Here is a 12,894-nt window from a genome sequence, read left to right as displayed (position 1 = left end):
ATACCTCTATGTATACTCTGAGACGGCGCTAGAAAATCAAGGCTTTCGACACAAGCTAGCGAAATGTACACAGACCTTGGCACTCACACAATTTTTCATCAACCCTTGTTATTAATGAGTAGAATTCGTTAAAATCAGAGACTTCATTAAACACATCAGAATATTAATGCCAGAATTCACGTTAATCCAACAAATATGTATTTGGGCTTTACCAGTATTGTTAGCTATTACTTTTCATGAGTTAGCACATGGTTACGTTGCCTACCGCTGCGGCGACAATACAGCTAAAATGTTCGGTCGATTAACATTAAACCCTATCAAACACATTGATCCAATAGGCACTGTTCTATTGCCTCTTTTAATTGGCGTGATAACAAACTTCAATTTCGTAATTGGCTACGCAAAACCGGTTCCGGTTAACCAGAGCCAACTGCGAAAACCACGCCGAGATATGATATTGGTAACGCTTGCAGGGCCGTTGACTAATCTGATAATGGCATTCCTATGGGCTGGATGTTTTAAAATAGCAACTTTCTTAAATCCTCAAAGTTCAATGGCTGCTTTATTCTTGCTTGTTACAGCTAGAGCAGGAATGATGATTAATTTGATTCTTGCCTTTTTAAACTTAATCCCTATTCCACCCCTTGATGGCAGCAAAGTCGTAATAAATCTATTGCCAGCAAGACAAGCTATCGCCTATGCTAAATTAGAACCATTCGGTTTTTTAATATTGATTGTATTAATTTTTACTAATGTATTGGGATATATACTCACTCCCCTCATCTACGGTTCATTATATGTTTTAAGCGCGATTTTTAATTTATGAACATTCTAGCAGATGCTTTATTGCCAGGATTGGATAGTGCTTTTCCACCACCATTTAACCTGACCTTGTATCATAATGCGGATGAAGTTACAGAGTTACTTCATCATAAGGATATTCTTCTTTGTCGTTCAACACTAAAAATCAATAGTGCTTTACTAAAAAACCACCAAATAAGAGTTGTTGCAACCGCAACCAGTGGAACCGATCATATTGATTTTCCTTTTCTAGAATCGCAAAACATATCTATTATTGATGCCAAAGGATGCAATGCCATATCAGTTGCTGACTATGTTGTAGCGTGCCTTGCCTATTTAGATAAACAGCAACTTATTCAAGGTAAAACAGCAGGAATTATAGGTTTAGGGCAAGTAGGTACTAAAGTTTATGAACGATTAAATGCTGCCGAATTTCAATTATGCCTTTATGATCCACCCAAAGTTACCAGAGATACTTCTTTTCAAAGTTGCTCTCTTGAAGATCTTTATGAATGTGACCTCTTATGTGTCCATGCTGAATTACATAGCGATTCTCCCTACCCCAGCCTTAATTTAATTAATCAGGATTTTCTCAAGAAATTAAAACCTGGCTGTATTATCATCAATGCTTCCCGGGGAGGAATTGTTAATGAAGAAGCCCTTTTACATATTGGCTCTACCCTGCTTTATTGCACTGATGTCTATAATAACGAACCTTATATAGATAACCGGATTGTCTCCAAAGCGACTATTTGCACACCACATATTGCAGGACACAGCCTGGAGGCTAAATTTGCTGCAGTCGCAATTATAAGCCGGAAATTGCATCAAATGCTTGGTCTTCCATACCCCCAATTTGCAACCCCTGAAAAACCTTATAGATTAAATGAAAACAGCGACTGGAGAGAGTTGGCTTTATCAATTTATAACCCAATTCATGAAACATTACAGTTAAAACAAGCTGAGAATCTTTCCGCAGCATTCTTGACTCTTCGCAAAAATCATCATCAGCGTCATGATTTCACAACTTATTTTGATTTTGATTTAATAAAAAAATATCCTTTATTAGGTCAAGGCGTAAGCGCCTGTTTCTAATAATTAATCCCTCTCCTGGAATTTTAATTATTCATCAAACGTCTTACTACCTCCTGATCAGAAAAAACATGTTTTGTATTCCCAATCTGCTGATACGATTCATGTCCTTTTCCTGCAATTAATATGATATCGTTATGTTCGGCCTTTCTTAAAGCATAAGCAATTGCTTCTTCCCTATTCACCAGTTTAGAGACGGGCGCGGAAGCAGGAATGCCACAAGCAATTTCATTTAAAATAATTTCCGGATCTTCACTTCTTGGATTATCACTGGTAATTACAATATTATCGGCGTACATGCTGGCTGCTTTTCCCATAATAGGCCGCTTGGTTTTATCCCTGTCTCCACCACAACCAAATACAACCCACAACTTCCCTTTGTTTATTTGTTTTAAAGTGATAAGAGCTTTTTCCAACGCATCGGGGGTATGAGCATAATCAACAAGAACATAAGGAGATTGAGCTACAATTTCCATCCGACCAGGAGCAGCTTTTAATTCAGCCATAACTTGCACCACTTTTTCTGGCTTATACCCACTGGCGAGCAAGCTGCTAAAAACAGCCAAGCTATTATAAATATTAAACTTTCCCAGTGCTTTAATCTTTAGAAGATGGTGGCCCCAGGGAGACTTGACTTCAATTTCTGTTCCTGTGATATCCATATTCCATTGGAGTGCTTGCACATCGCAGCTTTGATGCATGCCATAAGTCACTTTTTTTACATGGGTCTTTAGTACATTACTCATGAGATCTTGAAAATCATCATCCTGATTAATAATAGCCCATTGAAGCTCTGCTCGTTCAAACAACCTAGATTTTGCAGCCCCATAAGCTTGCATAGTTTGGTGATAATCCAGATGATCGAGCGTTAAATTGGTAAAGATAGCCTGTCTAAATTCCAGAGAATCCACTCTATGCTGGCTCAACGCATGGGAAGATACTTCCATGCAAACCTGTTTAATGCCCTCCTCTTTATACTGATGCATTAACCTCTGCAAGCAAAGGGCATCTGGCGTAGTATTTTCCAAAGGTTTTAAGGCATCCACCTTGCCCTGCCCTATAGTCCCAATGTAAGCTGAGCGCTGCCCGAGTAAATCATGTGCTTGTGTCAACTGATAAGCAATAGTCGTCTTACCATTAGTACCAGTTACCCCCGTTAAATCAAGAAATTTGGAGGGGTTATTAAAAAACCTTTTTGCTATTTCTCCTAATTTTTCAGCCAATTGGGGAATAGCTATACAGGGAATTGTTGTTGGTAACGTAATTCCAAGGGGTAACATATCGGGCTCATAAACCACACCTACAGCGCCTGATGCTACTGCTTTTTCTATATATAATCGACCATCGGAAACTGCCCCAGGATAAGCGACGAATAAATCCCCTTGTTTCACCAGGCGACTATCATTTTTTATGTCACTAACAGTACCATCAATAATGTCCTTTTTAATCCACGGCTCTAATAATTGAGTTAGTTTCACAAAGTTGGCTCCTATTCTCTTTAACTAACCAGCTCATCAGTTGGAATATTGAATAAGCGTAAAGCACCTGACATGACTTTTGCAAATAACGGTGCTGCCACAGAGGCAGCATAATAACCTTTTCGCGAAGGCTCATGAATAATAACGGCAACTACAAATTTTGGTTTGGAAACCGGCGCTATACCAATAAAACTGGCAGTGTATTTTCTGTCCTTATAGCCATTTTTCCCGGCAACTCGTGCTGTTCCAGTTTTTCCAGCCACCCTATAACCCGGGATCTTTGCTCCCTTACCTGTCCCTTTATCCATAACCGCTTCCATCATCAATAATACATTTTCAGCAGTTTTAGGTTGCATAACTTGAATACCATTACCGGGAGTATCATTGTGAATTAAAGTCACAGGTATTAATCGCCCTTTATTTGCAAAAATTAAATTGGCCTTGGCTAATTGAAGTGCAGTAACAGACAAGCCATAACCGAAACCCAGTGTGGCTAAAACGAACGGGTTTGCATCCTTGGCTTTTACTATCCCCCCTTCACTTTCTCCTGGATATGCCAATTCAGAGCGTTGCCCAAATCCACATTTTTGTAAAAATCCGATTAATTGTTCAGCTGGACTGGATAATACCATTTTAGTAACACCCACATTACTCGAGTGTTGCAATATTCCTGTAACATCTAAAACACCATAATTATGGATATCTCTTACTGTTCGGCCATGAACAGTCATCCATCCCGGGTTAGTATCAATAATGGTATTCGGAGTAAATAAGCCGGTTTCCAAGGCGCTGGCGATACTGAATGATTTAATGACAGACCCAGGTTCGAAAGTATCGGTTAACGCTCTATTTCGATAGGTTTCCTTATCATAATGCCCACGTGCGTTAGGGTTATAAGATGGAACATTAGCCACAGCCAGAATCTCGCCATTTTCAGCATCAATTACAACGACTGACCCGGATTTGGCAGAAAACTCTTCGACCGTTTTACCTAGTTCGCTATAAGCTAAATATTGTAATCGTCTATCTATACTTAAAGTTAACTCATGTCCAGGGCGTGGTTCCTTCAAAACACCCAAGTCTTCGACCACTCGTCCTAATCGGTCTTTGATTACTCTCTTTTTGCCAACAACACCCATAAGCCAGTCTTGATAGGCCAGCTCAATGCCTTCCAGGCCTTGATCATCGACATTGGTAAATCCAATTAATGGAGAAATGCTATCTGAATCTGGATAATAACGCTTGAATTCTTTTTGAAAATTAACACCCGGGATTTTTAAAGCCTCTATCTTTTTCGAAAGTGTTGGAGGTATCTGTCTTTGTAAATAAACAAATTCGCGATTTTCAGCTTGGACAATTTTTCTACTTAACTCTTTAGGGGCCAAGTTCAGGTATTTAGCTAATTGCATAAACTGTTCTTCATCCGGAGAAAATTCCTTTGGGTTGACCCAAACTGATTCAACCGGTGTGCTCACAGCAAGCGGAGTGCCATTTCTATCAGTAATCATACCTCGATAGGCAGGAATATCTATAACCCGGATGCTGCGCGCATCGCCCTGCCCCTGCAAAAACTGCCTATGCAGAACAGTAAGATCAACCATTCTCCATATTAAAATAGCCAAAATCAATGAGAAAAAAACAGCGACAGTAACCAATCTGGCAAAATGGTGTGTTTTTTTCATATATGACTACTCATCAATAGTATTACTATGCACGAAACAAAAAATTTGTGGAAATCTTTCTGAAATCTCTTCCTCAAAATTACCTTAAACAAACTTAAGGCACCTATACCTGCCTGGGATTTATCAGGCTATTTTACACTTAGTCTTCCATGACGCCCTGGAAAGAAGATTAATGACGTGTAAGTGTACATGAAGCTTTCAATTTTTTCGAGGTGATTTCCTCCTAAATACACCTAATCACTTGTTCAAATCGTAGCTTTGCTACGCTAGCTGCTCAGTACCGAGCTGTAGGCAACACGTGGCTACTCCAAAACCACTCACTTATTGAGGATGCAATAAGTACGTATTGGCTGAAGTTGGTAAAGTCATTCCTAATTTTTCTCTAGCTAATTCCTCAACCCGAGCTGGAGTTGCCAAACTGGCCTGCTCCAATAATAATTGCCCCCATTGCAATTGTAAAAAATGCGTTTGCTGTTCCTCTTGTTGTACCTGACTGAGAGTTAATCTATAGGAATTAGTGCTATATATGACTGCAAAAGCACTGACTAGTACGGCAGCTAACAATACTATCAACATATAGAGTGATTTTGACATTTGCATATCTGCCAATTGACCATTAAATAAATTACCTTGATTAATGACTTTCGCTGCAGCGTTCATGCTAATTTCTCCCCTATCCTAAGTACTGCACTTCGAGATCTAACATTTTCCTTTATTTCGTCACTCTGTGGCTTGACTGCTTTACCTACTTTTTTAAAATTGGTCTTTAGTTCTTCGTATTTGATTGGAACTTCAGCAGGCGGCCTGTTGCCTTGCTCCTTATCTCTCATAAATTGTTTGACTATTCGGTCTTCCAAAGAGTGAAAACTGATAACCGCAAGACGTCCTCCGGGACCCAATACCTCCAGACATTGCTCTAAACAATTAGTCAAGTCTGTTAATTCCTGATTGACATGTATTCGAATCGCTTGAAATACCCGTGTCGCCGGATGTTTGTGTTTTTCCCATTTGGGATTTGCTTCTTTAACAATTTCTGCCAATTGCAAAGTGGTTGTTATCGGTTTTAGTTTTCTTGCATCAACAATGGCTTTTGCAATCCTGCCTGCAAATCGTTCCTCACCATAAGTCCTGAATACATGAGCCAGTTCGTTGACTTCTGCTTCGTTGATAAAATTGGCCGCACTAATTGATTGAGTTAAATCCATTCGCATATCGAGAGGACCTTGCAGCATAAAACTAAAACCTCTTTCTGGATTGTCCAACTGAGGCGAAGACACCCCAAGATCAAGTAAAATACCATCAACCGCTCCAATTACTCCTGCCTGAGATGCAAATTCCTTGATATTTGCGAACGAACCGTGAAAAATTTGAAATCGTTTGTCCAAACCAAAATAATCCTTGGCATATTGGATAGCATCGAGATCCTTATCTATCGCAAACAATCTTCCTTTGTCGCTTAAATGATTTAAAATCTCGCGGCTATGACCACCTCGGCCAAAAGTTCCATCAAAATAGATACCGTCAGCTTTTATAGCCAGGCCTTTGATTGATTCATGTAATAAAACAGATTGATGCTTTGCCATTTCTCTTTCCGTTATAAAGAAAACGTTTTCATTTCCTCAGGTAACCCATCCGTCATGGAAGCCTCTTCTGCTAGCCATTGCTCACGTTTGGATTCCCATAATTCTTTATTCCAAACCTCAAATTTATTTCCCTGGCCTATCATCACGACATCTTTTTCTAACTTTGCATAATTTCTTAAAACTGTTGGTAAAAGTACTCGTCCATTAGCATCAACCTCCACATCAGTAGCGTGTCCAATTAACAGGCGTTGAATTCTTCTAGCTGCGGCATTGAAACTTGGTAGCTTTTGCAAATTGTCTTCAATAATTTGCCATTGTGCTGCCGTATAAAGGAGCAAACAGGTTTCTTCTGTATCAATAGTCACCACGAGAGGAGTTTTATCCTCTACACCCAAGGCACTTCTGTAACGCGTCGGAATAGCTAGGCGTCCTTTAGTGTCTATAGTGATGGCATTAATTCCACGAAACATATCTTTTCCCAAGTGAAGGAGAATTACTCTCCCACAATTCTCCACTTTTTTATTATTTTAACCCACTTTTCTACACTATAGGAACACATTTCTACACACGTCAAGCTGAAATACCACTTTTGAGTTAATTTTTTTTATGAATTAAAGGGGAAAAGGCAAACTATGATATTAATTTAATCTTAAAGATTAAGTAATTAACAGTTATATGTTGAACTGTTACTAAACCTCTTACATAACCTGATTATTTTGTTTTAGAGCCAGTTGCAAACGTTTTGAGGAGCGGAGTTTTCATGCTGCACCGCAAAAACGTTTGCAATGCAGCGATAAAATGAAAGAGACAGTTATGCAGAAGGTCTATTTAGAAGAGTTATATATGATATCAACAAAAACATTTCACTGCTCAGGCAGTATTCATCATAGCTGCTAATCGTATCCCCTGGAGAACTAAATCTGGCACAAGATGGTCATAAAGACCCTGCCTATCAAATAAAGACGCAAATCCTCCTGTTGCTAAAATTAGTGTTTTATCACCATTGAAAGCTTCATGATGTATTCTTTGAATTAATTCTTTACATGCTCCAAGAACGCCATAGTATACTCCAGACTGAATGCTTTCTATGGTAGAACGCCCTACCACACTCTCAGTCTTGATAATTTCAACAGAAGGTAATTTTGCAGTATTTTTTGACAAAGCATCGGCAGATAATCTAAGACCTGGCAAAATAGCACCACCTAAATAAGCTTTTTTATGAGAAATAGCACAGAAAGTAGTTGCTGTACCAAAATCAATAACAATAATATTTTGATTAGGAAAACTATGAGTGGCAGCAATAGCATTTGCAATTCGGTCGGCTCCAACCTCAATCGGATTTCTATATTTGATATTCAATCCAGTCTTAACCCCTGCCTGTAATAAAAACGGATCTATTGAAAAATACTTCACACAGGCTGAGCGCAATGAATAATCCACTTGAGGTACTACTGAACAAATAGCAATTTTTCTAATTGTCTCAGGAGAGCAATTATTTTCACGTAAAACACTTTTAAGAAAAATGCCCAATTCATCCGAAGTACTTACCTTGGAAGTATGACGAAACCGGAGTTTAATCTCATCTCCATCAAATACTCCACCATATATATGAGAGTTTCCTACATCAATACACAGAATCATTATTAAGATCTACTTTTTAAATGGCATAATTAGTAATTGGTGATTATAGGTCTTAGACCATATTTCAGCAATCCCGCAAAGAAATAGCCATGGATTGAGATCATCTAGACTCTCGATTCAAATTATTGCCGAATCCGCTTCCGAGCCTAATGCACTCAAATTTTAGCGGAACTTCTTACACAAAACTTTTGTCCTTTTTATCTGCACGAGATAATAAAATCATCCAATAAAAAAACCCCGCAATTAGCGGGGAGTAGTGGAGAATCTTTACTTATTAATAAGGTTTAACGATTACCGAAGTTCCTACGTCAATAAAGTTTTGATTTAACCATTTTGCAGCGCTTGGTAAAACCCGGATACAGCCGTGACTTGCGTTATAGTTGGGAACTTCATAGGCAGCATGTATTGAATAACCACCATGAAAATGCATGCAATAAGGCATTTTTGCTCCACCGCCAGTTTCTATTGGATAGATACTGGAGGTACACTCCTCGCCTTTCTTGGAATAAACTTTAAAGCTGCCTGTTACCGTCCGACAGGGTCTGCCAACGTCCTCACAAAAATCTTTTCCCCCTGAAGCACTACCGGTTTTAACTCGGTTACCCTGAGCATCGTAAGCTGCCCAGGCAGTAGCTTTAGGATCAAAAATAAATACTTTTTTTCCTGTGGCCTGTCTTTTCTCAGGAAAGTAATTAGAACCCTTTCTATCGGACTCCATACTCATAGTGTAATGGGTATAACCCGCATCATCGACTATGGCCGTTGATCTATCCATGGATGCACAAGAGGCAGCCAAGACACAAACCGGAACTAACAGTATTTGTTTTTTCACTTTCTATCTCCCTCTTTCTCTTTTTAACTATATCGGGAGCAGTTTGAATAAGTTTAGGCTTTTTTATAAAAATTTTTTACTGTTTGTATTCTTTGTGATCCAACAGGTTGTTTAATAGTCCTTTTTGAGCCTGTTTGGGAACCATCGCAATGATAGCTAGAATCAGCTGTTTATCAGTACATTCAAAGCATCCTCCTCTGGGAGGCATGGCATTAAACCCTTCATCGGTGTGTTTAAAAAGCACTTCCATTCCTTGTTTCAATCTTGCCCCCCATGCTCTTTCATTTCCAATTTCAGGGGCTCCTAAAGAAATCATTGGTTTCGTTCCATGGCAATTAACACAAAAATGATTAAAAATTTTTTCCCCTTCATCCTTTGTGCCAGCAATTGACTTTAGAAACTCTTGAGGATGATGATTCTCAGAGTACCCTGGCATCGCAAACATAAATAAAGCCAATATACAAACAAAATAACAAGGTCTCATGATATACTCCTAAAATTGGCGCAATACTTGCTTGGGACACGCTGCGTTTCAATATAAAAAATCAATAGACTAAGGGAGTTTATGTCGTGAAAAAGTGCATACTAAGCTTTTTCTTATTTTTTGCAAGCACCAGTTTATTTTCAGAATCAAGTCAGTCTCTCGAATTATTAAAAAATAAAATAGAACAATACGCCCTCAATGAATTATCAAACTATACTGAAGGTAAAATTCAGGTTACGGCGGATAATATTGATCCTCGCCTAAACTTAAAAGTTTGTGATGATAATAAACTTGAAGTATTTAACCCTTATCAAACACCCATGCTCAATACCAGTACCATGGGAATCAAATGTTTGGAGGAAAACAATCACTGGACCTTATATATACCTGTCAAAATAACTATATTTAAATCTGTACTTGTGGCAAAACGAGCTTTACTGAAAGGTACAAAAATTAGTAATTCAGATATATATCAAACCGAGCTTGATGTTCAAAAACTGAAACAAGGATATTTTACTGACAGTAAAGAGCTTATTGGATTGGTTTGCAAGCATGATATCACGCCTAATAGCCCACTAAACCCTTTCAATATTGAATTAGCCAAACTGGTCCATAAAGGAGAACAGGTATCTATAATAGCCGCTCATGACAACTTAACAGTGAGTATGGATGGAATTGCAATGGATGAGGGAGCGCTAGGAGACTCTGTAAAAGTAAAAAATCTTTCCTCAAAACGAATTATTGAAGCTCAAGTCACAGGAAAGAAAACCGTGAAAGTTATTTTTTAACTAATGTTTTAATTTTTAAGAAAAAATTTGGAAAAAGGATTAAAAATCAACCTTAATTTACTAAAGAAATTGCAAAAGGAGCCGATAATCATGATAAATACGATTGAGGATATTCATATGGTTAACCAAATTAATGACTCTGCCAATTTAAGGCATATCGATATGGACAATCGTATCAATGCAAATCACAAGGAAGTCAAAAGCCCTGTTCTGGAAAATAACTCTACTGATAGCGTCAATTTAAGTAGTACATCGAAGCAACTGGAAGCTTTAAAAGCATCTCTTAAAGATTTACCTGAAATCAATGAGGCTCGTGTATTGTATTTCAAAGCTGAAATTCAATCCGGGCAGTATGAAATTGATAGCAGCAAGATTGCACATGGCATGTTAAATAGTGTAGAGATGGTTTAAACTGCAGGGCGACCCGATGAATAATAACAATAAAGCAAAAACATTAATAACCCAATTAGAACAGGAAATTAGCTGGGTAGAAGAACTCAATACTTTATTATCTGAAGAAAAAGAGATACTTTCTACCAGTCAATTCAATCAGCTGGAGACATTAGCTGAGAAAAAACAGGAATTATCAACTAAATTAGAGGCTAGTGCAAAACAACGTGTAGATCTTATAAAAGAATCAAATCCCGGCGACAAACCTCATGGACTCCTGTTGTCTGATTTTCTCAAAAATTGCGCTACAGAAGATGGCATTCAAATCAATCATTTAAATAATACTCTTGCAGAGAAATTAAACCTATGTCGTGAGTTAAATACCATTAATGGACAAGTCATAGCGAATAACATGTATACCCGTCAACAAATTGTCAACGCCTTGTCGGGAAATAAATCTAATGCTGTGAGTGTTTACACTTCTAACGGGAATTTGGAAACCCCTTCCGAAAGCAGTCACCATGAAGAAGCATAAGAAATATAACCCCTAGTATTTTTTAAAATAGCTCTCCAGTATGATGCGCCAGGCATAGCCGCTCAACGCATACGGAGAGCCGCATCCAAACGAATTACCTCTCCATTAATCATCTGGTTTTCAATAATATGACCTACTAGTGAAGCAAATTCCTCTGGTCTGCCCAGGCGTTTGGGAAAAGTCACTGTTGCAACCAAACTGTCCTGAACTTCTTGAGGCATATTTAAAAGTAAAGGAGTTGCTATTAACCCCGGCGCAATTGTATTTACTCTTATTGCAAATTGAGCTAATTCACGTGCTGCTGGCAAGGTCATTGATACTATTCCTCCCTTTGACGCACTATAAGCAGACTGTCCTATTTGTCCCTCAAAAGCAGCAATGGAAGCTGTATTGATTATGACACCCCGTTCCTGAGATTTGTTGTCTAACTCCAATCCTGACATGGCATGTGCAGCTATTCGCATGACGTTGAAGGTACCTATTAAATTGACATCTATTACTTGTCTAAATGATTCCAAAGGCATTGGCCCTTCTTTTCCTACCATGCGTTTTGCCGGAGCAATTCCCGCACAATTGATACAAACCCTTGGTACTCCTACCTGAGAGATAGTTTGTCGCATTGCCTTTTCAACAGATTCATCACTGGTTACATCACAAGCAACATACAATTCCGCCTCATTTGAGGTGCCTTCCTGTTTATCCCAGACCACAACTTTCATTCCATGCTGTTGTAAGTATTGTACACAAGCCTTACCCATACCTGAGACACCACCAGTTACTAGTGCAATCTGATTATCGAAATTCATTTTCTCTCCAAAATTCTACGGTTTCAATTTCCAACTTTCTTATTCTACTTAAAAACAGTATTCTATTAGACCTCTTGGCAAACCTGCTTATTTTTTAAGGCAAAGCACAAAACCGCTTTGAGGAAGGAAGCTTACATACAGTACATGAGTACCGAAGAAACGTTTGCAACACAGCAATAAAAGGAAATAATCAGGCCATGCAAATGGTCTATTGTAAAAATTCTTTGCTAATCGCTTTAAATTCTGGCGTACCTGCTTGTTTTAACCACTCGAACAGTACCATTTCAGCGGTTATCAAATGGATCCCATTCTGTTTCATCCTTTTTAGACCGTATTTTAAATCAAACTCAGAGCGACTGCTCACACCATCTACAACAACAAAGACCTCGAATCCATAGCCCTTCATTTCTATGGCCGTTTGAAGCACACATACATGAGCCTCAATTCCGATAAGAATAAGCTGGTTTTTATTATATCCTTTCAGGAGGTTAATATATTGTGGTTCTTGCATGCATGAGAAATGAATTTTTTCAATGCATTCTTCTTGATTGATATAAGAGCTTAAAGGAGAAACGGTTCGACCTAAACCTTTAGGGTATTGTTCACTAGCTAGAACAGGCACGTCCAGTTTTCTGGCTAATTTTAGTAACCATTCACATCGAGCTAAAAAAAGATCGAGATTTAATATTGCCGGGGTTAGTTTTTCCTGTACATCAATCAAGACCAAAAGAGAATCCGCTCTATTTAGTAACATCCTGATAGCCTCATTCTATTTATTGATC

At 38.4% G+C, this 12,894-nt stretch carries 15 protein-coding genes; 5 read left to right on the top strand and 10 right to left on the bottom strand.

Features of this window, described 5'->3' with window-relative positions; genetic code table 11:
* The first annotated feature begins 166 nt into the window (after positions 1 to 166).
* Together EL201_RS04830 and EL201_RS04825 are read left to right on the top strand one after the other, a co-directional pair.
* Positions 167 to 826: a site-2 protease family protein gene (locus EL201_RS04830; RefSeq protein WP_027221256.1), complete on the top strand. Its 660-nt coding sequence runs from the start codon at positions 167 to 169 to the stop codon at positions 824 to 826.
* The gene (locus EL201_RS04825) at positions 823 to 1,896 is read left to right on the top strand and encodes a 4-phosphoerythronate dehydrogenase (protein WP_027221255.1); all 1,074 of its coding nucleotides are present in this window, start codon (positions 823 to 825) and stop codon (positions 1,894 to 1,896) included. The genes EL201_RS04830 and EL201_RS04825 overlap by 4 nt, the downstream gene beginning before the upstream one ends.
* Before the next feature lie 23 nt (positions 1,897 to 1,919).
* Here EL201_RS04825 and EL201_RS04820 read toward each other — a convergent pair whose 3' ends face one another.
* From EL201_RS04820 to EL201_RS04785, 8 genes are all read right to left on the bottom strand, one after another.
* Positions 1,920 to 3,371, bottom strand: a complete 1,452-nt coding sequence (locus EL201_RS04820) for a UDP-N-acetylmuramoyl-L-alanyl-D-glutamate--2,6-diaminopimelate ligase (RefSeq protein ID WP_027221254.1) — start codon at positions 3,369 to 3,371, stop codon at positions 1,920 to 1,922.
* Between the two features lie 20 nt (positions 3,372 to 3,391).
* Positions 3,392 to 5,053 carry a peptidoglycan D,D-transpeptidase FtsI family protein gene (locus tag EL201_RS04815; protein WP_027221253.1) on the bottom strand — a complete coding sequence of 554 codons (1,662 nt, stop codon included), beginning with the start codon at positions 5,051 to 5,053 and terminating at the stop codon, positions 3,392 to 3,394.
* A gap of 321 nt (positions 5,054 to 5,374) precedes the next feature.
* The gene (gene ftsL, locus EL201_RS04810) at positions 5,375 to 5,713 is read right to left on the bottom strand and encodes a cell division protein FtsL (protein ID WP_011213345.1); all 339 of its coding nucleotides are present in this window, start codon (positions 5,711 to 5,713) and stop codon (positions 5,375 to 5,377) included.
* Entirely contained in the window at positions 5,710 to 6,636 is a 927-nt protein-coding gene (gene rsmH, locus EL201_RS04805; RefSeq protein ID WP_027221252.1) for a 16S rRNA (cytosine(1402)-N(4))-methyltransferase RsmH, read from the bottom strand. Before rsmH ends, ftsL begins: the two co-directional genes overlap by 4 nt.
* A gap of 11 nt (positions 6,637 to 6,647) precedes the next feature.
* Positions 6,648 to 7,106, bottom strand: a complete 459-nt coding sequence (mraZ, locus tag EL201_RS04800; RefSeq protein ID WP_027221251.1) for a division/cell wall cluster transcriptional repressor MraZ — start codon at positions 7,104 to 7,106, stop codon at positions 6,648 to 6,650.
* Between the two features lie 400 nt (positions 7,107 to 7,506).
* Entirely contained in the window at positions 7,507 to 8,277 is a 771-nt protein-coding gene (locus EL201_RS04795) for a type III pantothenate kinase (protein WP_027221250.1), read from the bottom strand.
* Positions 8,278 to 8,551: 274 nt separating this feature from the next.
* Positions 8,552 to 9,109, bottom strand: coding sequence for a L,D-transpeptidase (locus tag EL201_RS04790; protein WP_011946008.1), 558 nt, complete (start codon positions 9,107 to 9,109; stop codon positions 8,552 to 8,554).
* Between the two features lie 76 nt (positions 9,110 to 9,185).
* The gene (locus EL201_RS04785) at positions 9,186 to 9,593 is read right to left on the bottom strand and encodes a c-type cytochrome (RefSeq protein WP_011946007.1); all 408 of its coding nucleotides are present in this window, start codon (positions 9,591 to 9,593) and stop codon (positions 9,186 to 9,188) included.
* A gap of 86 nt (positions 9,594 to 9,679) precedes the next feature.
* Here EL201_RS04785 and flgA point away from each other — a divergent pair, with 86 nt between their 5' ends.
* The 3 genes from flgA (at position 9,680) to EL201_RS04770 (ending at position 11,306) form a co-directional block, all read left to right on the top strand.
* Positions 9,680 to 10,381 (top strand): flagellar basal body P-ring formation chaperone FlgA, encoded by a 702-nt coding sequence (flgA, locus tag EL201_RS04780; RefSeq protein ID WP_011946006.1) that lies wholly within the window; start codon positions 9,680 to 9,682, stop codon positions 10,379 to 10,381.
* A gap of 90 nt (positions 10,382 to 10,471) precedes the next feature.
* Complete coding sequence (gene flgM, locus EL201_RS04775; protein ID WP_011946005.1) at positions 10,472 to 10,792, top strand: flagellar biosynthesis anti-sigma factor FlgM; 321 nt, start codon at positions 10,472 to 10,474, stop codon at positions 10,790 to 10,792.
* Positions 10,793 to 10,808: 16 nt separating this feature from the next.
* Positions 10,809 to 11,306, top strand: a complete 498-nt coding sequence (locus tag EL201_RS04770) for a flagella synthesis protein FlgN (protein ID WP_011946004.1) — start codon at positions 10,809 to 10,811, stop codon at positions 11,304 to 11,306.
* Positions 11,307 to 11,368: 62 nt separating this feature from the next.
* Here EL201_RS04770 and EL201_RS04765 read toward each other — a convergent pair whose 3' ends face one another.
* Together EL201_RS04765 and EL201_RS04760 are read right to left on the bottom strand one after the other, a co-directional pair.
* Positions 11,369 to 12,112, bottom strand: a complete 744-nt coding sequence (locus EL201_RS04765) for an SDR family NAD(P)-dependent oxidoreductase (protein WP_010946640.1) — start codon at positions 12,110 to 12,112, stop codon at positions 11,369 to 11,371.
* Between the two features lie 208 nt (positions 12,113 to 12,320).
* Positions 12,321 to 12,866: a hydrolase gene (locus EL201_RS04760; RefSeq protein WP_011946003.1), complete on the bottom strand. Its 546-nt coding sequence runs from the start codon at positions 12,864 to 12,866 to the stop codon at positions 12,321 to 12,323.
* Positions 12,867 to 12,894: the final 28 nt, after the last annotated feature.

Origin of the sequence: Legionella pneumophila subsp. pascullei, assembly GCF_900637585.1 — a bacterium.
Taxonomy (GTDB): Bacteria; Pseudomonadota; Gammaproteobacteria; order Legionellales; family Legionellaceae; genus Legionella; species Legionella pascullei.
Note: the sequence above shows the minus strand (reverse complement) of the source record. Positions and strands in the feature narration are given on the sequence as shown.

Excerpts from the sequence above, each read along its gene's own strand:
- EL201_RS04830 (WP_027221256.1), top strand. The coding sequence starts at position 167 with ATGCCAGAATTCACGTTAATCCAACAAATATGTATTTGGGCTTTACCA.
- EL201_RS04825 (WP_027221255.1), top strand. The coding sequence starts at position 823 with ATGAACATTCTAGCAGATGCTTTATTGCCAGGATTGGATAGTGCTTTT.
- EL201_RS04815 (WP_027221253.1), bottom strand. The coding sequence starts at position 5,053 with ATGAAAAAAACACACCATTTTGCCAGATTGGTTACTGTCGCTGTTTTT.
- ftsL (WP_011213345.1), bottom strand. The coding sequence starts at position 5,713 with ATGAACGCTGCAGCGAAAGTCATTAATCAAGGTAATTTATTTAATGGT.
- rsmH (WP_027221252.1), bottom strand. The coding sequence starts at position 6,636 with ATGGCAAAGCATCAATCTGTTTTATTACATGAATCAATCAAAGGCCTG.
- mraZ (WP_027221251.1), bottom strand. The coding sequence starts at position 7,106 with ATGTTTCGTGGAATTAATGCCATCACTATAGACACTAAAGGACGCCTA.
- EL201_RS04795 (WP_027221250.1), bottom strand. The coding sequence starts at position 8,277 with ATGATTCTGTGTATTGATGTAGGAAACTCTCATATATATGGTGGAGTA.
- EL201_RS04785 (WP_011946007.1), bottom strand. The coding sequence starts at position 9,593 with ATGAGACCTTGTTATTTTGTTTGTATATTGGCTTTATTTATGTTTGCG.
- flgM (WP_011946005.1), top strand. The coding sequence starts at position 10,472 with ATGATAAATACGATTGAGGATATTCATATGGTTAACCAAATTAATGAC.
- EL201_RS04770 (WP_011946004.1), top strand. The coding sequence starts at position 10,809 with ATGAATAATAACAATAAAGCAAAAACATTAATAACCCAATTAGAACAG.
- EL201_RS04765 (WP_010946640.1), bottom strand. The coding sequence starts at position 12,112 with ATGAATTTCGATAATCAGATTGCACTAGTAACTGGTGGTGTCTCAGGT.
- EL201_RS04760 (WP_011946003.1), bottom strand. The coding sequence starts at position 12,866 with ATGTTACTAAATAGAGCGGATTCTCTTTTGGTCTTGATTGATGTACAG.